At 65.4% G+C, this 16972-nt stretch carries 23 protein-coding genes and 1 tRNA gene; 2 read left to right on the top strand and 22 right to left on the bottom strand.

Annotation, left to right across the window (positions count from 1 at the left end; genetic code table 11):
- Window positions 1–7: 7 nt before the first annotated feature.
- The 18 genes from QQK48_RS16625 to QQK48_RS20705 form a co-directional block, all read right to left on the bottom strand.
- A complete protein-coding gene (locus QQK48_RS16625; protein ID WP_284329168.1) occupies window positions 8–547 on the bottom strand; it encodes an ATP-binding protein in 540 nt (179 codons plus the stop codon).
- Window positions 548–826: 279 nt separating this feature from the next.
- Window positions 827–2047 carry an ATP-binding protein gene (locus tag QQK48_RS16620; RefSeq protein WP_284329167.1) on the bottom strand — a complete coding sequence of 407 codons (1221 nt, stop codon included), beginning with the start codon at window positions 2045–2047 and terminating at the stop codon, window positions 827–829.
- A 158-nt stretch (window positions 2048–2205) separates the two neighbouring features.
- Window positions 2206–3180 (bottom strand): DNA cytosine methyltransferase, encoded by a 975-nt coding sequence (locus QQK48_RS16615; RefSeq protein ID WP_284329166.1) that lies wholly within the window; start codon window positions 3178–3180, stop codon window positions 2206–2208.
- Window positions 3152–3526 carry a DNA cytosine methyltransferase gene (locus tag QQK48_RS22320; RefSeq protein WP_431308381.1) on the bottom strand — a complete coding sequence of 125 codons (375 nt, stop codon included), beginning with the start codon at window positions 3524–3526 and terminating at the stop codon, window positions 3152–3154. The genes QQK48_RS16615 and QQK48_RS22320 overlap by 29 nt, the downstream gene beginning before the upstream one ends.
- The gene (locus tag QQK48_RS22315; protein WP_431308380.1) at window positions 3513–4004 is read right to left on the bottom strand and encodes a DNA cytosine methyltransferase; all 492 of its coding nucleotides are present in this window, start codon (window positions 4002–4004) and stop codon (window positions 3513–3515) included. The genes QQK48_RS22320 and QQK48_RS22315 overlap by 14 nt, the downstream gene beginning before the upstream one ends.
- 323 nt (window positions 4005–4327) lie before the next feature.
- Window positions 4328–4567: a hypothetical protein gene (locus QQK48_RS20725; RefSeq protein ID WP_348523712.1), complete on the bottom strand. Its 240-nt coding sequence runs from the start codon at window positions 4565–4567 to the stop codon at window positions 4328–4330.
- A 500-nt stretch (window positions 4568–5067) separates the two neighbouring features.
- Complete coding sequence (gene dcm / locus QQK48_RS16600) at window positions 5068–5742, bottom strand: DNA (cytosine-5-)-methyltransferase (RefSeq protein WP_284329164.1); 675 nt, start codon at window positions 5740–5742, stop codon at window positions 5068–5070.
- Between the two features lie 254 nt (window positions 5743–5996).
- Window positions 5997–6167, bottom strand: coding sequence for a hypothetical protein (locus tag QQK48_RS16595; protein WP_284329163.1), 171 nt, complete (start codon window positions 6165–6167; stop codon window positions 5997–5999).
- Window positions 6133–7179 carry a restriction endonuclease, SacI family gene (locus tag QQK48_RS16590; RefSeq protein ID WP_284329162.1) on the bottom strand — a complete coding sequence of 349 codons (1047 nt, stop codon included), beginning with the start codon at window positions 7177–7179 and terminating at the stop codon, window positions 6133–6135. The genes QQK48_RS16595 and QQK48_RS16590 overlap by 35 nt, the downstream gene beginning before the upstream one ends.
- Before the next feature lie 156 nt (window positions 7180–7335).
- Window positions 7336–8382 (bottom strand): DUF8548 family protein, encoded by a 1047-nt coding sequence (locus QQK48_RS16585; RefSeq protein WP_284329161.1) that lies wholly within the window; start codon window positions 8380–8382, stop codon window positions 7336–7338.
- A 508-nt stretch (window positions 8383–8890) separates the two neighbouring features.
- The gene (locus QQK48_RS16580) at window positions 8891–9403 is read right to left on the bottom strand and encodes a tyrosine-type recombinase/integrase (protein ID WP_284329160.1); all 513 of its coding nucleotides are present in this window, start codon (window positions 9401–9403) and stop codon (window positions 8891–8893) included.
- On the bottom strand, window positions 9340–10056 hold the full coding sequence (locus QQK48_RS16575; protein WP_284329159.1) for a hypothetical protein: 717 nt from the start codon (window positions 10054–10056) through the stop codon (window positions 9340–9342). The genes QQK48_RS16580 and QQK48_RS16575 overlap by 64 nt, the downstream gene beginning before the upstream one ends.
- 428 nt (window positions 10057–10484) lie before the next feature.
- A tRNA-Pro gene (locus tag QQK48_RS16570) sits at window positions 10485–10559 on the bottom strand.
- 92 nt (window positions 10560–10651) lie between these two features.
- Window positions 10652–11080 (bottom strand): YitT family protein, encoded by a 429-nt coding sequence (locus QQK48_RS16565; protein ID WP_284329158.1) that lies wholly within the window; start codon window positions 11078–11080, stop codon window positions 10652–10654.
- Window positions 11081–11443: 363 nt separating this feature from the next.
- On the bottom strand, window positions 11444–11641 hold the full coding sequence (locus tag QQK48_RS20720) for a hypothetical protein (RefSeq protein WP_348523711.1): 198 nt from the start codon (window positions 11639–11641) through the stop codon (window positions 11444–11446).
- Between the two features lie 131 nt (window positions 11642–11772).
- Entirely contained in the window at window positions 11773–11976 is a 204-nt protein-coding gene (locus QQK48_RS20715; protein ID WP_348523710.1) for a hypothetical protein, read from the bottom strand.
- Window positions 11973–12215: a uroporphyrinogen decarboxylase/cobalamine-independent methonine synthase family protein gene (locus tag QQK48_RS20710; protein ID WP_348523709.1), complete on the bottom strand. Its 243-nt coding sequence runs from the start codon at window positions 12213–12215 to the stop codon at window positions 11973–11975. The genes QQK48_RS20715 and QQK48_RS20710 overlap by 4 nt, the downstream gene beginning before the upstream one ends.
- Entirely contained in the window at window positions 12187–12666 is a 480-nt protein-coding gene (locus QQK48_RS20705) for a uroporphyrinogen decarboxylase/cobalamine-independent methonine synthase family protein (RefSeq protein ID WP_348523708.1), read from the bottom strand. Before QQK48_RS20705 ends, QQK48_RS20710 begins: the two co-directional genes overlap by 29 nt.
- A 375-nt stretch (window positions 12667–13041) precedes the next feature.
- Between QQK48_RS20705 and QQK48_RS16555 the strand changes: the two genes are divergently transcribed.
- Window positions 13042–13542 carry a Pr6Pr family membrane protein gene (locus QQK48_RS16555; RefSeq protein ID WP_284329440.1) on the top strand — a complete coding sequence of 167 codons (501 nt, stop codon included), beginning with the start codon at window positions 13042–13044 and terminating at the stop codon, window positions 13540–13542.
- A gap of 10 nt (window positions 13543–13552) precedes the next feature.
- On the top strand, window positions 13553–14686 hold the full coding sequence (locus tag QQK48_RS16550; RefSeq protein WP_284329157.1) for an NAD(P)-binding domain-containing protein: 1134 nt from the start codon (window positions 13553–13555) through the stop codon (window positions 14684–14686).
- Between the two features lie 2 nt (window positions 14687–14688).
- Here QQK48_RS16550 and QQK48_RS16545 read toward each other — a convergent pair whose 3' ends face one another.
- From QQK48_RS16545 to QQK48_RS22310, 4 genes are all read right to left on the bottom strand, one after another.
- Entirely contained in the window at window positions 14689–15231 is a 543-nt protein-coding gene (locus QQK48_RS16545) for an MFS transporter (protein ID WP_348523707.1), read from the bottom strand.
- Window positions 15158–15901: an MFS transporter gene (locus tag QQK48_RS16540; protein ID WP_284329156.1), complete on the bottom strand. Its 744-nt coding sequence runs from the start codon at window positions 15899–15901 to the stop codon at window positions 15158–15160. The genes QQK48_RS16545 and QQK48_RS16540 overlap by 74 nt, the downstream gene beginning before the upstream one ends.
- A 32-nt stretch (window positions 15902–15933) precedes the next feature.
- Entirely contained in the window at window positions 15934–16647 is a 714-nt protein-coding gene (locus QQK48_RS16535; RefSeq protein WP_284329155.1) for an acyl-CoA dehydrogenase, read from the bottom strand.
- 83 nt (window positions 16648–16730) lie between these two features.
- The gene (locus tag QQK48_RS22310) at window positions 16731–16931 is read right to left on the bottom strand and encodes an acyl-CoA dehydrogenase family protein (protein WP_431308439.1); all 201 of its coding nucleotides are present in this window, start codon (window positions 16929–16931) and stop codon (window positions 16731–16733) included.
- Window positions 16932–16972 lie beyond the last annotated feature (41 nt).

Below are 16972 nucleotides of genomic sequence, written 5' to 3'. Positions count from 1 at the left end.
TGAACATTTAGCCTCTCGGAAATACTAGAGCGAGCGCGGCGCCGTCATACTCGTCACCGAGCGGAAACAGATCGGTGTCTACCATTCGCAGAGAACCACCGATCGTATGCATGATCAGATTGACGTAATACAGGCCGACTCCGATACCGTCCGGACGGCGCGTGAAAAACGGTTCGGTAGCGTCTTCGAGCCCGTCCGCGAAGCCTGGGCCATTGTCCGCGATGATCAGCGCTGGGCCCTCATAGGAGTCGGCGTCAACGGCGATAAGCAGTCTGCGGCTCCCCTGCTCTGCGTTCTCTGGCCAGCGCGAAGAGAGCCAGTAGACGCTGTTATCAATGAGGTTCGTCACGGCACCAAGCACGAGACCGAGTGGAAACTTTGACGGCGCGAGAGTTGCTACGGGACTCCGGTCGACGCGCACCTCGAGTTCGATGTCGTGGTTTGACAGGCGAACGGAGTTGAGTTCGGCAACCCGCTCAGCCAGGTCTCGAAGGTCATGGTCCGAGACCTCTCCCTTACGCAGGATGTCGCCGAAACTGTCCAACACCGCAACGAGGTCACGGGCCTGCTGAACTGCTCGTTCCGCGTCGCCTCCCCACGCAACGCGGTATGGAGCAATCGCACACCATGATCAATCTCATGGTAAACAATTACGAGTGACATACTGGAAACTCCAGCACGCAGCATTATTTCACGCATATCGTCGTAGGCCTTCTGGGCCTTGTCGATCAGCGGGTCGACCTCGTCGGACAGATTGTTCCTTTTGGCAAGAACTTTGATCTGTTCGAGAGGCCTTTCGATGCCACCACTCAGCGAATTGCGCTTCTTAGCCAGGAGCCTTCCGAAGATTCTTCTTGTCAATGTTCCGCTCAGACTCGAAAACCGCTATTGCGCCACGGATCAAGGCGCGCATACGTCCGAGCGCGACGCCTTCGACAAATCCCTCGCGGTTCGTTTTCTCCTCGAGGTAACTACTTGCTGCAAGGGACAGGTCCACGGCGCCTACTACGATGTTGTTGCTAATGCGCTTGGTCGGGGAGTTGACTCGTCGGATATCGAGCCCTAGCCAGTCATCGCCCGGCTCACCGTAGTTGTAGACACGAATGCCGTCTCGATAGACCCGTACGCCACCACTCTCGTTCAAGAACTCCTGCAACGAGGCGCTATTCCCGATCTTCTCTATCACGTCCTTGTCGCGGTCGTAGACCATAAGAGTGCCCGATATTGGACCGATCCCCTCTTGGTGCGTCGAACTGCTCCGCACCGCCCGCGGCGGCTTGTCCTGGCCTCTTAGCGCGTCCTGGTCTCCCTCTGGCAAGTCCTTGGGGTCTAGGAGCACGCCAAACTGAGTCCCCTCCGCCGTGCGCGGGCTCAACGCGATCCCCTTGAATCCGCGAAACTCATACCGCCAACTGAACTCGTTGTCCTTCAGCGAGAATGTGAAACGCCACGGCGCACTCTCAAGCAGGGTCTCAGTGTTGGGTACGTCCGCGATCCAATCGGCCTGCTGCGGAAGGGACAAGGTGGCAGCAAAGTCGTCGGACCGAGCGGCGAAGGGCGAGGAGATTGACGTGATTTGCCGATACAAGCGCCGGACCTCACCTCGAGTCCAAGCCGGACCGCGCAATGCCGAGACCGTCACGGACGTGCCCCTACCGCCCAAGAATAGTTGGGGCGTGCGCGCGACAATCTCAACTCGAGCCTCATCAAGGTACTCGACGGAGGCAATGTCGTCCCAGTCAATCTTGAGTACAAGTTCGGGCCCGTCGGTCTGACGCGTAACCACTTCGACAGCGCGGCCAAGTTTGTGCACGGCAAACCGTCCAACTCCCTTTTCACCGAGCGGCAGTCGCCCCTTCCGAGTCCTTGTTCCGCTCGCGCGATCCTTCGCCTTGTGATCGTGCCCCGGTACAAGCCAGATGTTTCTCAGCGTGTCTTCCGACATGCCTTCGCCGTCATCAGCCACCGTAATCGTTGCGTCGGTCGCGTCGAGGCGCGCCATCGTGACTTCTGCTTGCGTTGCGTCAGCGTCGTACGCGTTCTTCACAGCTCGAAGATCGCGAGTCGGGGACTACCGATCAGTTGGTCGCCCAGAAGTTGAAGGAGCCTTGCCCGTGGGCGGAATCGCAGTGCGTCGCCGTCAGTCATCCGTGCTCCCGATCTCCACCGATGTCCGTGAAAACTCTGTTCGCGGCAAACTCGGATTCATGATGCCCTAGCCGTCGCATCGTGCAAGTCCTCGCGTTGGAAAGCGAGAATCAACTGTACATCTTCCTTAACTAGCGCCCGTATGGCGGCCATACGCAACGCGGCGTCGTCACCCGCGCCGACCAACTGTGCCAAGGCGACCTTAATGTCGGTACCGCGTCCCCGTTGCGCTTCGGGCAGATCGAGCAGTTCGGCGACAATCGCAACTACGCGTTGGCTCGTAATGAGTTGGTTGCCCCCGCGCAGCATCCCGAACACGGCCTGCTGCGATGGGCGTAGCAGGCCGTCGATCGCGATCAGTTCGTCGCTATCGGCGGCATCCTGGAGCTTCCTGATCGCTGCATCGACCGCCCGCCCCCTCGCTGGAGTGAATCTCGTCGCCTCGATCTTCTCGAGCGCACTCGGCGTGATCCGAGTCGCTCCTTGGAACGGCTCCATCATCACTGCAGCCTGGTCGGGAGTTAGTTGATGAACTTCAAGAAGCGCGGCAAACGCGGCTGCCAAGGTGGTCATGTCGGGACCAGGAAAGAGCCACCAAGCGTCGCGTCGGCGCGCCTTGGCCCACGCCACTAGTTGGCGCCGAAGCTCCAAGACCGGAAGTCGCTCCAGTTGGTCACCGCCGTTGTCGGGTCGGATTGCCTCGGCGACCGCAAGCCCCAGGAGAGGAGGTACCGCGTTCCCGATCTGACGAAAGGCATCGCTCCGCGTGCCAGAGAAACGGAAGTCGTCGGGGAACGTCTGGATGCGGGCGGCCTCCCGGACCGTCAACGTCCGATGCTCAGCAGGGTGGATGTACCAGTAGCCGTCCTTCGCAATGTGGGCGGTTATGGTTCTGCTCAGGTCGTCCCAGGGTAGGCGCTTGTACTTGTCATTGAATGTGTCGGAGCGATATCGCTTGAGCCGTTCCGGCAATTCCGAATACAACGTAGACGACGTCATGAGTTCAAATGCTTGTTTGTCGTCCGCGCGCACAGGGCGCGTCATATGATCGTGAATGACGCCCGATCCATCCGAGGATCGCAAGCGCTTCGCTAGAACACTGATTGGCGCGCCGGAATACGGAAGGCTCTCGGGCGCCAGTCGAATCGTGCAATGCCGGGAGATCCGCGATCGCGTCGCGAACAGTCGGGCGTTCACTGTTCAACTCCGGCCACATGGGGTCAACGCCGTCCCTACGTGCCTGCAATATGAACCGCTTTCGGTGTTGGGGGACACCGTGTCGCCAAGCATCGAGAAGCCGATAGTCGACGACGTAGCCAATGCCTTCGAGGATGTCCGCGATCTCGCGAATCACGGTGAGATCATCACCAATTGCCATGTCTGGGACGTTCTCCATGAGCACAGGCTCGAGGCTGCAATGCCTTCACCACGGCCACGAAGGAGCGCCACAGTTCCTTGCGGCCATCGACAGCATCACGAACTCCACCCTCAACGAGGCTGCGGATCTTGGCCCGTCCCGCCCTACTAAACGGTTGGCACGGTGGCCCACCCGCAACGAGATCAACTTCCAGCGGCTTCAAGCGGTCGATAAGGACGCGCACTTGAGTCTCGTCCGACATGTCGACGTCGAGCGCCTGTCCGCGGAAATTCGCACGGTGGGTGTCAAGGGCCGCCTTGTCGTGGTCGACCGCCGCCACTACGGTCCACCCGGCCGCCTCTACCCCTGCACCGAGGCCGCCCGCGCCTGAGAACAGGTCAACTGCGAGCGGGCGCCCTGCCGCTTTCTCGGCGGCGCACCACTCAACGAACGCGTCGTCCGCAGGAGCGTCAGGGTGTCGAGGAAGGGCGAGCGGCACCGAACGTTCGAGCCTTCACTGCGTATTGCGCCACGCGTAAGCGCTCCCTCCATGCCTTCGGGTTCACCTCCAAGACCACACCGTGGGCGTCTCGTGAGATTGCCAACTGACGGCGCCGACACTATCCCGTCGACACTCTAGTCGCGCGCGGGGACACGCATCAGCAACTGGATTCGAGGCACACCAACGCGCCGCCATGACGCCGTTCAACTCCCGCGCGGCCCGAAGACAGACTCAAAGAGCGGTACGGGAATCGCATGAGTCAGGACCACGCGCAAGGAATTTGCCCTCGCCTAGCGGCGGCGGCCACGAGGCCTACTTACCTACGCCGGCAAAGGCACCGTGTCCGTCCAGCACTGCCTCGACAACTGGAAGCGGGCGGTCACTGCGCGCGACACCAACTCGTAGATCGCGCGGCCTCGTTCCGTCGCGAGCAACAAATCCTTGTCGCGTTCACAATGAGCCTTAAGCACTTGGTTCACGACACCGACGTTCACGCCGTTGCCCATCTGCTTGTAGGTAAGAGCGTCGCGCTGCGGCCCAAATGAGAAGTTGTCGGGCAAGCCCTGAAGTCGCGCCGCTTCGCGGGGAGAAAGTCGGCGTCTCATTGGACCGATGATGGGTGTCTGCGTGATCGCGACCAATGCCGGTAGGTGAGTTGGCCGCTTGGCGCGTAGCCCCGACGGGCGTAGCGAGATCACGCAGTCCCAAAGGCGCTCGGTGTCCTGTGCCTGCCACTCCAACTTGCGTCGCGACTCTGGGAACGTGCGCACCTTCGCAAGCCACCTGCCGACTAGGTCACCACCTAGGTGCAACTTGAGCGCGTCGTAGAGATCGAAGTTCTTGCGAAGGAAATCCGCCTTCCACGCTGGAGCCTGCAGCGATAGACGCTTCGCGGCGCGCCTTGGTCCATTCGGTGCCCCACGCGTCTGCCCAGATGGGGAATCCAGGTAGCCGACGCACTGGCTCGCCAGTCGCCGCCGCCTGCGAAGCACGCCACATGCGCATGTGCTGGACCATTACCTCCCAGTGGTCAATCCACATAACCTCGTCGTCACTAATCTCAGTGCCAGGGATTGCGCGTGAGCCTGTCCATGGGCAGGTCGCTGACGAGATCCCACTCACGCTCCATGAATACGTCGGCGGGGAGCCGCACAGGAGCCACTTCCGGGTCAGCCACGTGGCCTTCGGGGACCAACGTCGCGGTAATAAAGACTCGTTCTCTAACCTGCGGAGCGCCGCCGAACCTCGGATCGATTAGGTGCGGAGAGAAGATGGCCGGAGTCTCGGAAACCTGGTAGCCGTGCGCCCGAAGTTCTCGAATAATGACTTCCCACTCATGGATATGGCGCGGGCCTGCAAGGTTCCTGACATTCTCAAGACAGACAAGCGTGGGCTTGCGCTCGCGAACGATCTTTTCGATGTGCCAGAAGAGAGTGCCGCGCGTTTCCTCCATGCCGCGCTGAGCGCCAGACTTCGAGAACGGCTGGCACGGGAACCCACCCGTGATGATGTCGTGCGCGGGAACGCTCACCCCGGCGTCGCTGGCATCCTTGGTGACATCGCCGAGTGCACGGTGGCGCCAATTCGCCTCGTACACCGCTGCTGCCGCCTTGTCGATCTCGACGGCGTAGGCATGATTGGCGCCCATAGGCGTGAGCGCAGCCGCGAATCCACCGACTCCTGCGAAGAGGTCCGCGAATGCAACGCCGGTGTGAGCATCAAAGTCGTACGCCATCCCGCAAGGTTACGTCGCCCCACCGACCTTGCTGTCCTGACACACCGATCGAACGCGCGTTCGAGCAGGCGTGCTGAGAGGAGCCTGGCGCGAAGGCCTAGACCCATGCCTCGCTTCATACGGCGTGTCCACTCTCCGGTGAGATGCGAGCCGTTCGCGACAGTTTGGTGAACAGATGAGCCTACTAGACCCTGGTCGCAGGCTTGGTTATAACCCCGCACGGCCCGCACAATCCCCACTACTCACAGGCTTCACTAGTCGTCGCGAACGATGATGACGCCGAAGTCACGAGTTGCCGCGAGCCACTCCTGGACGGTCGCAGGGTCCGCTTCCACCCACTCGAGGAAGAAGACGTACTGCTCGACAAAGCGAGCAACGGCAGCCGTGACCTCAAGCCCTGACCACGTCAGCGCTTCGCGCACCATGTCGGAAGGATTGGTCCAGATGGTCATCAGAACCCCGGTTTCCCGCATGACCTCCGTCCATGCGGGAAGCCTTGCTGGCTCGTCTGGCCGACCTCTCCGTGCGGTCGTTCACCAGTGCCGCGTAGGCGCCGACACCGGCAGGATCCCTTTCAGCGAGTTCGTGGGCGAACTGCCCAACCCACTCAGCGGGAGTGTACTTCTGTTTCGCCTCAACGTAGAGTCCACGCCTTCGACCAAGCGACGTCACGCCCGTTACAGACACGTCACCCGGCGTCGTTCGGCTGGGATCGTTGACGCTCTTCGGCGTGAAAGTACCCAGCGGATGCACCAATGAAATCGCTGCAGCGACCATCGCCTGCGCGCGACGTCCGTTCTCGCCGTCGTCAAGTAGGAACGTTTCCAACGACTCGAAGAATGCCACTAAATCGAGGTGACTCGTGGCCAGATGGGCTTCAAGCACGCTCGGGAGGGTCGCATCAGGCACAGCCGATAGAAAGTCGCGCAACGCCTGTGCAGCGTCCGATCGCGACATCTCAGCCACATTGGCCATAAGCGAGACAGTGCGGGCTAGGAGTGGACGATTGCGTGGTGCAACGTTCGCCCAATCGGACGACAAGATGCGCTTGCCCCCAAATGGACTGTTGTTGAATGGTTGGCTCTTGAGTGACCGCAGATCGACACGCCCATGCGCGACACCTTGGATGACCTGCCAAAGACTCGTAGCGGCATACCCGAATGTCCCGGCATCGTCTCCGACCTGAAGACTCAACGGGTTTGCGCGAGCATCAGTCGCGCGGGCGACGAGACCGCAAAGAACTGCCGCCAGGTACGTCTTAGCCTGCGCCCAGCCGTAGACCTCCCGCGAGACCTCCGCCCACTCGCCCGCCACGAAGTTGTCGTTCGCGCGATCCGCAGTACGTTGAGCAAGCGCTTGCTCCATAACAATCTCAGCCGCAGCCAAGTCAAGTTGCCAACGCTTGCCTTCGTCGTGCTCGCTTGAGATGTCCATCATGGAGCGAGCCTATCGGTGCAGCACTGACCCCAACAGCCCAGTCGGCTGAACCGATTGCTGCCTCTCGATGACCGCGTGTCGGGAGGAATTGGCTGCGCCGCCAGTGTCGCCGATCCGCAGTTCGCCACTCAACTTGCACTCTCGTGGAGGCAAAGGTCAACTGGGCTTCGGTGTCGAGCACGGGACGGAACTGGCGGTGCGAACTCGGCACGTACTGCGGTGACAGTTCAAGCCCGCAAGTTGCGCAGGCGCTGGTCCTGCCGTGGCCTTGAATGTGTATCTCCGCGGTATCGTTGGCGCGCGCGAGCCTGCCTCAGCACGCACCCCGATGAGCAACACCACCGTGACCGGCCCGTTGATCGCGAGCATGAGCGCGTTCCACAGGCACACCAGAACGACGACGTACACCCACCCCGGTCCGCCGTCGCCGATCCATTGCACAAGACCCGCCGCGATCACCAAGTAGATCCCGGCGACGAGCATCGCCGGCACACCCCACTTCAGACCGGAACGCCGACGCGTGGCGCGGATGGGGATGTTCGAGGGCATGTAGCGCTGCAGGAAGTCTCGAATGCCGACGCCGAGTGAAGCCGCTGCACCTGCGAACGCTGCCTCGAGTTCGACCTTGGAAAGAGTCCGTCCAAAAGCACGAGCGACGTACCGTGTGATCATGCGATCGATCTTCACGCCCGGCACACCAGCCAGCATTAGCAAGTAGCGCCAGGACGCATACCCAAGACCGGGCTCAGCCATCCATGCACGACGGACCCTCTCGAGGCGTGCCGGATCGCATGCGCACGCGACGAGGTCGGAGGCCGTGGCGATACCCACCTCAGGCCCCGATAGGCGCGTCGCCGCGCCGTACCGCGCCTCGGCTTTGCGGCGCTTGGTTCCAGGGGTGATCTGGCGGTTCTTGAACAGGCGCTCGGCGGCCGCAGTTGGTCCGCCCACCCGATCGATTGCTTCGACCAGGTCAAGTAGCGAGTCCTTGGTCGCGTCAGCACCGCTCCCAGCGCGAACCGCGCCGTAGCGCGAGACTGCATTGATCACTCCCGAGTATCGGGCTGCAAGCGAGTAGACGGAGTCCACGGCACAAAGCGCAAGCGAGTCCGGGTACCCGTAGTTGGGAAGCAGCGGGATCCCCTCCGGAAAGTCAGTTCGGACGTACTCGACGAACTCCGCGACGACTGCACCATGGCACATGGGGAGACCTTAGGGGCGGGCGCGCACAGCCCCCATTGACAGCCGACGTGCCCGGAAGCTCGTGCCGTCCCACTTGACAGCCGGCCTGATTCAACAGCGCGTCGAACGCGCGCCAAAGCGAGACTTCGTCCACCGCGGTAGCACGTCGTGCACCTGTCCGGTGTTGGCGTCACCGCGACGCCGACCACCTAGAAGGGAGGGCGGCATCATGTTCCGCACCCGCGCATCACTGTCTGGCTTCTTCGTGAGCGAGTGGCGCTCACCGCCACGGAGCGAGCCGGCGCCCGCCTCTACGTCCGCGTCGGCCAGGAGCACTTCCAGCGCGGCGAGGACGGCCTATTCACCCCGCTCGAGCCGACGTTCCACGACCTGGTCGTGTTCGGCCGCACTGCGGACCGAGCCGTCGAGCGCACGCGCCGCGCCAAGCAGGAGCCGACGACCGCGCCCGACGAGCCGACCACCCAGCCCGCTCCCCCCGACACTGACGGCATGAGCACCTCGGCTCGCCTCACTCGTCCTTCGCGAACACCTGGTCGAGCATCGCAGCCGTCGCCGGATTCACCATCTCCGGCGCCTGGATGTAGTGATGGATCGTGATCCGCCGGTCCGTGTGCCCCAGCAGTTCCGCCGCAGGCTCTACCCCGCCCTCGTCATTGATCGCGGTCGCAACGGTGCGTCGGAACATGTGCGGCGTGACCCCGGTGATACCGGCACGCTCGAGCACCATCCGGAACTGACGGCGCACGTTGTTCGTCGTGAGCGGCGTCCCGCCGCGCGTGCACAACAGCAGCGCGTCGAGCGAGTGGTCCTCCAACCGCGCCATCCGGCGCCGTACCGCCTCGGCGGTGAACGACGGGATCACCACGGTCCTCGTCTTCGGGTGGTCCTGACGCTTCGTCGGCTCACCATGGAGGCTGACGATGGTGCCGGCGATGCGATTCGATGGCGTCACGGTCGTCAGGTCGACATCGCGGCGCCGGATAGCCAGGGCCTCGCCGATGCGGGCGGAGGTGCCGAGCATGACCTCGACGATCGCTCCGAGTGCCCGTCCGGCGGTGGGCCGGTGTACGAGCCGCCCATCGCCCACGAGGCAATAACCGCGCGCACCGCGTTGACCTCGGTGGCCGTCAACGCGTTCGGTCGCGACGCGGGGCGCCGCAGCGGCGAGACGTGAGCCATGGGATTGCGCGGCATCACCTCGTGTCGCACCGCGAGCTCGAGCGCGAGCCGGAGCACCGCCCGTGCGCGCGGCTGTAGGCTCTGCTTCGCCAGCACCTTGAGGTACTGGTCGCAACGGGCGACCCCGATGTCCCGCAGCGTGAGGCCCTCGAACACCGGCAGCACAAGCGTGCGCATGTCCCGCACGTACAGGCTCCAGAGTGCGCTTCGAGATCCGCGCCTCAAACTCGACATCCTCGGGCCAATACGCGACCCGGTCCGGGAAGGGGCTGTCGGGTGACAGGACCGAGCCTGGCGGGCTGGAACAGGCTCCGATCGGCGAGCCTTCGCCTTCAACGCCTGCTCGGCCTGGCTGCGCGTGTTGGCGTTGGCCTGGACGAGCCAGTTCTTCCCGTCCCAGTCGCGGTAGCGGGTCCGCGCGACCACGCGCCCGCGGGGAGCCTCGAGATAGGTGATGCCGCCAAAGGTGCCGATGGTCAGTCGCGCGCGGGTCACGGGGTCACCGCCCCTCCGCCGGTGAGGCGTCGCGCTGCTACTCGACCCAGAGGCGCACGTCCGAGACCGATAACTTCAGGTGCTTGCCGAAGCGGTACCCGCGCGGCCGAACGCCGCGAGTCCGCGGGTCGTCGACCGTGGAGACTGGCACGCCCAGTTATGCGGCCAGGCTCGTTCACATCGAGTAGCGGCTCCAGGCTCCTGAAACTGTCCACCGTGCGGCGTTCGGCGCTCATGCCACGTAGGTGTGGAGCGCGCACCCCAGGCGACCGGGGCCAACAGGAACGGGCCGGCCTGTGTCAGACCGCAGCCAGCCGAGCGCGCCTCGGCGAGCCCAAAGCCATGGTCAAAAGACGACCCGTCCACGCCACTCCATGCAAAAAGTCCTGGCAACTCGCGAGTTACCAGGACTTTCCGTATGCAGTTCGTCGGGCTGACAGGATTTGAACCTGCGACCCCTTGACCCCCAGTCAAGTGCGCTACCAAGCCTGCGCCACAGCCCGAACAGCCCGCCTCGAAGGACTTGACGTCCTCGCCTTGGGCCGGTGAATAGTTTACACAGATCGCGGGGTCGCGATGACCACCGAAGCCCGAGTTAGCCGAAATACCGGCCCGGACGGTGGTTGATCGCGAGCGTCAGGTTGAGCAGCACGGCGCCGAGGATCGAACACAGCAGGATCGGGAACGGCACCAGCGCAAGCGAGGCCACCACGACCACCAGGTCGAGCGCGCCCTGCACGTACCCGGCCCTCCACCCGCGCGTCTCCTGCAACCATGCGGCAAGGATGCCGAACCCACCCGCAGACGCCCCGTGACGGAAGATGATGAGCATGCCCACGCCGATCGCGAGCCCGGCGAACACCGCCCCGTACAGCGGGTTGATCCCGGACACGTCCAGATACAGCCCGTGCACGGACGTCAGCACCGAGATCAGTGTCACCGCGATGAGCGTCTTGACGGTGAACGTCCACCCCATGCGCTTCACGGCGAGCCAGTAGAACGGCACGTTGATGAGGAAGAACACCAGCCCAAACGCCGCGCCCGTCCAGTAGGCTCGTCAGGATCGCGACGCCCGCGAGACCGCCAGACACTCCCCCGATCTGGTCCAGCAAGAACAGCCCGAAGGACATCATGAACGCGCCCGTGGGAATCGCCAGCGCGTCCTCCCACAGCGCGTGACGTTCGGCAATGGGCGGATCGACGACGGACAAGGCTGAACCTCCGAGGGTGGGGAAGGCGGGTGGACGATGCGCGGGTCGCGCGCCGGTCTATGGTGCCAGAGCCGCGTGTCGGCGACGTTTCGGGAAGCCAGCCACGGCATCGGCCCCACACAGCAACGACGCCGGCCCCCAAAGGGAGCCGGCGCCGCCACCAACGAAACGAACTACTAGCCGCCGATGCGCTGGGCCGCGATGCGCGCGCCCTCGCCGAGCGACGCGAGCCTGGCCCACGCGATCTGCGGGTGGACGCGTCCGCCGAGGCCGCAGTCGGTCGAGGCGACCACATGCTGCGGGCCCACGATGTCCACGAAGCGCTCGATGCGGTCCGCGACCAGGCTCGGGGTGCTCCACCACGTTGGTCGCATGGCTCACCACACCGGGAACCAGCACGGTGCCCTCGGGAATGGACACGTCGCGCCACGCCTTCCACTCGTGCTCGTGGCGCACGTTGCCCGCCTCGAACGAGAACTCGCCGGCGTTCACGGTCAGCAGCAGGTCAAGGATGTGACGCAGGCTCGAGGTCCGTGGTGTGGGGCCCGTGCCACGAGCCCCAGCAAATGTGCAGACGGACCTGCTCGCGAGGAAGGCCCTCGATGGCGTGGTTGATCGCGTCGATGCGCGTCTGCAGGAACGCGCGGTAGTCGGCGACCGACGGCTCGGGGTTGACCTGGTCCCAGGCTCTCCGCGAGCGACGGGTCATCGAGCCTGCACGGTGAGTCCGGCATCGACGATGGCCTTGTACTCCTCCCGCATCACGTCGGCCCAGGCCCAGATGTGCTCGGCCTCGTCCTTGTAGTGGGCGTTGCCGATGCGGGCGGCGGAGCCGGGCGCAAGCGACGTAAGGAAGCCGTGGGTCTGACCGGTCGCGTCCATCGCGCCCTTGAGGTTCGCGATGTCCGCGGCGATGAGGTCATGGCCACGGTACGAGATGTCCGACACCGTGAGCGGCCAGAACGGCGGCTCGCCAAGCAGGACACCCGAGGACGGGTCCTGGTAGGCCTCGGCGAAGGCGACCCAATCGCGGCGGTCGTTCATGGTGGTGAGGCTCCACGTGACCGGGGGTCGAGCGTACGGGCTCGGGCATCGGCGCATCGGCCGGGGAAGCGCCAACCCGGCGGTGCGCTGGAACGAATAGGCTCCACCAGGCGCCGAAGTCGTGCGACGCCGTCATGGCCTTGCCATACTCGCCGTCGCCCACGCGCGTGATGCCCGCGTCGAGCCGACGCTTGACGAGCGCGGTGACCGCGGCGGCCGCCTTCTCCTTGTACTCGTCGGTCTGAATGAGCGTGAAGCCGTCCTCGGCGACCTTCAGGGTCTTCGTCGTCTCGACGAGTTCCGCCGAACGCGGCAGCGAGCCTGCCGTGGTGGTCTCGATGGTGAGATCGGACATGCATCCTCCTTATGATCTCGGCGCGCGAGCGCACGCCTGGGTACCAGGGGTCTCGCGCCAGCAATGCCCGCGCTGAGGCGCGGATCCGAGGCTTCGTTTGATGCGTGGCGTCGCCGCCCATTCTTCCACCGGGCCGGTGCCCCGGCGACCCTCTACCCCCGAATTTCACCCCCAAAACCCCACAACACGGGCAAATTTGTCACATCGATTCCCCAAGGTCAGGTAAAGTGCCGAACGTGAGCAACGACGCCGCACTACGCACCATCCGTCTCTTCGCCGCCCTCGTGATCGCCGTGTCACTGGGGTTCCAGGGCTGGGCGGACCTCACCCACGGCACCTTCACCTGGGGCCAGGCTCCCGGGCTACTTCACTCCCCTGGCGGCCATCGCCGGCGTGGTCGCGCTCGTCGGATCCGCCGTCGCGGGCGAGCGCAACCTCCTGTGGCTGCAACTGCTGCGCGTGAATGCTGCCACCTACCTGTTCCTCGCCGGCGCCGTCTACTGGGCCGTCCTCGCCGCCCACGCCAACCCGTTGTTCCCGTGGGCCAACGCTGTCCTCCACGGCGGCGCGGGCATCGTCCTGGTCGCCGACTGGCTCCTGGTCGGCCAGCGCCGGCGCTTGCCCGTCTCGACCTGGTGGACCGTGCTGCTCGTCCCCGCGGGCTGGGCGTCCTTCCTGTTGGTGCGCGCCGCCCGCGACGGCTGGGTCCCCTACCCGTTCCTCGACCCCGAGCGCGGGTTCGCCGCCATCGCCACCACGCTCGGCATCATCGCGGCCGTGGGACTCGCGTTCGTCGCCATCCTCCACTGCAGCATGTTCCTGCGACGCGCCGAGCCTCACGCCACGCATTTGCCCGAACGCCGCCCGCGGGCGTAGACCTATCCAGGTGAGCGCGCCCTCCTCCCCCGTCCTGGTCATCGGCGCCGGACAGGCGGGACTCTCGGTGGGCTACCACCTCATCCGTCGCGGCCTGCGTCCGGGAGTGGACTTCACCATCGTGGACCGCGGCCCCACCGCGGGCGGCGCCTGGCAGCATCGCTGGGACTCGCTGCGGCTAGGCGACGCGCATCGCATCGCCGACCTGCCCGGCATGGCCGATGCCGGCGTCAGTTTCGACAACGCGCCGCCCTCGCCACCGGCATCGGTGGTGGTGCGCGACTACTACGGCGCCTACGAGCGCCACTACGGCCTCGCGGTGCAACGCCCCGTCAACATCGCCTCCGTCTCGCGCGCCGCCGACGGTGGCTTTGACGTCCACGCGGCCGATGCCGCGGGCACGTTCCGCGCACGCGTGGTCGTTGCCGCCGTGGGCACCTGGGGAAGCCCCCGGGTGCCGAGCATGCCGGGCGCCGATCTGTTCCGAGGCCTGCAGATCACGACCCCGGAGTTCCGCGACGCTCAGGCCTTCGCGGGATTGCGCGTGGCGATCGTCGGCGGCGGCGCGTCCGCCCTGGGGATGATCCGCGAGATCGCCCCCGTGGCGAGTTCCGTCTCCTGGTTTACCCGACGCCCCGTGACGTTCCACGACCGCGAGTCGAGCCTGCGCGAGGACCTAGGCCGCGAGTCCGTGCGTCTTCAAGATGAGGCAGCGCGCGCCGGACGGCCCCTGCCCAGCATCGTCTCGACCACCGGGATGCCGCTCACGCCGCCCATCGCCCGCATGAAGCGCGAGGGGCTCCTGCACCGCTTGCCTATGTTCACCCGCATGGTGACCGACGGCGTGGTGCTCGCCGACGGCACCTACGCCGCCATCGATGCCGTGGTGTGGTCGATCGGCTTCGACGCGGACCTCGGCCTGCTCTCCCCGCTCGGCATCGACGCACGCAAGGGCGTCATGGTGAGCGAGGGGCACGCCGTCGCGGTGCCGGGCCTGTTCCTCGCGGGCTACGGGCCGCAGGCGTCCACCATCAGCGCGAACCGCGGTGCCCGGGTCATCGCCAGGGACATCGAGCAATTCCTCACAGATGCGGTGTGGCCACCCGTGCCGCCGTCACGGACGGCCGTGACTTCAGACAAGTAGGCTCAGCGCGCCGGCGACTGCGGAACGCCGGCGGGAAGACCATCGGACGCATCGGCCGCGCCGCGCAGTTCCGCTGGAGCCGCCGTAGCGCTCGTGAGGCGCGCGGCGGCTGCGTGGCGCGTGACGCCCCACCCTGCCAGGGCACACAGCGCTCCGGGCACACAGAGCACGAGACCAAGCCATGTGGGCGAAAGATAACCCAGCCCCGCCGCGAGGACCGCACCGCCGAGGGCCGCACCAATCGAGTTGCCGATGTTGAGCGCCGAGTGGTTGAGCGCGGCGGCCATGGTCTGGCTGTCGCCAGCAACGTCCATGAGCCGGGTCTGAATGGCAGGCGAGAGCGCGGACGCCGAGGCCCCCACCAGGAACAGCCCGCCCAGCAGTCCGGGGGTCCAACCCGCGGCGGCGATGAGGACCAGCAGAGACACGGCGAGCGCCCCAAACAGCGTGAAGATCGCCCGCAGCGCGCCCCTATCGGCCATCCAGCCACCCACGAAGTTGCCCACCGTCATGCCAAGACCCACGGTCATGAGCGCGAAGGGCACGAAGGCCTCCGTGGTGCCCGTCACCTCCGTCGCGAGCGGCGAGACGTAGGCTGTAGACGGCGAAGAACCCGCCAAAGCCCAGCGCTCCGGTCAGCAGCGCGAACCACACGGCGGGACGGCCGAGCGCGGCCACCTCGCGGCGCATCGTCGCGGTGGGATCCCCTCCCTGCTGAGGGACGAACAGCGCGATCGCGACGGCGGCGACCGCGAACATCGCGGCGACGGCCAGGTAGGCGGTCTGCCATCCGGCGCTCTGACCCAGCGCCGTGATCGCGGGCACGCCCACCACGTTCGCGATGGTGAGGCCCGCGAGGACGAATGCCGCTGCCTGGCCACGCTTCTCGGCACCCATGAGGCTCGCCGCCACCAGCGCGGCGATGCCAAAGTACGCGCCGTGCGGCAGGCCCGCGACGAACCTGGCCGCAACTACGGTCTCGAACGTCGGCGCCGTCGCGGACGCCACCGTGCCGAGTGTGAAGACCACGGCCAGGATGGTCAGCACCGTCTTGCGCGAGTACTTCGCTGTCGCCGCCGCGATGGTCGGCGCACCCACCACCACACCGGCGGCGTACGCGGAGATCAGCCAACCGGAGCGCGACAGCGCCTCCTCCTGGCTGGTCTCCCACAGGCCCGGCAGCAGGTCACGGGCGATGTCGGGCAGCAGGCCCATCGCCACAAACTCCGTGGTACCGATGCCAAAGCCTACCAATGGCGAGGGCCACCAACGCGAGGCGGGTGCGGGCAGGGCTGAGAGGGGACATGACGAGGCCGTTCGACGAGCGAGCAGGGACACGCTCGACGGCGAGCACAAACCAGGATAACCCCAGGCAGACCGGCGACTTTCTGACCGTCAGTCAGTCCCTGAGGATCGCCGCCCCCAACCAGTGTTCGGGGATCCCCATGCCCTCCACCAGCGCGAGTCCGTGGGGCCTGAGCCTGCGGCACAGATCGTCGAGTTGCTGGCCGATCGCCTTCGACCTCGAGGAGCCTGATCCTGTTGTGCTCGAGGTACCACGCCCGCTGGTCGTGAATGGAGGACAACGCGTACAGGCTGCAGACATCCTCGAGGACTCCGCGCGCCTCCACATCGGCACAGGCCTCAATCCCGTCGATGAACGCCTGCAGGACCAGGCGCTCCAGGTGGGCCTTGGCCACGAACTGGACGTGCTCACCGAGCGCATTGAACGCCTCGAAGGAGTCGCCGGACGCGGTGGATGCGGCGCGCATGCGGCGAGCGAGCGACTCGAGGGAGTGCCGAGCGCGCTCCTCGAACATCAGCGCGTGCCAGCGGCGATCGGTGAGCGTGGTCTCCTCTGGCCTGCGGCGAATCGCGCCTGCCAATCGGTCGAGCACGAGGTTCGCGGAGGTCGCCTCGACGACCTGCTCGCCCGCCACCTTCGCGGTCGCCTGCAGCACTCCCGTGCGGTCCAGGCTCGCTCCACTCGCGCTTGTAGTCCATCAGCAGCGCCTTCGTGACGGACTGCAGCAGCACGGTGTTGTCACCCTCGAACGTGGCGAAGATGTCCACGTCCCTGCGCATCTCCGTGGTGGTTCTCGCTGAGGTAGCCCGAGCCTCCGCAGGCCTCGCGCGCCTCCTGCACCGCATCGTTCGCGAACCATGTGGTGATCGCCTTGATGCCCGCCGCGCGCGTCTCGAGTTCGCGCTGCTGCGCCTCGGTGCTCTCGCCCGGACCCTGCACCGTGACGAGCGCCTGAATCAGGCTCGTTCTGCGCGAAGCCG

This window comes from Demequina litorisediminis (assembly GCF_030161615.1).
GTDB lineage: Bacteria > Actinomycetota > Actinomycetes > Actinomycetales > Demequinaceae > Demequina > Demequina litorisediminis.
The sequence above is the reverse complement of the archived record's forward strand: the minus strand, read 5'-3'. Positions and strand labels throughout refer to the sequence as shown.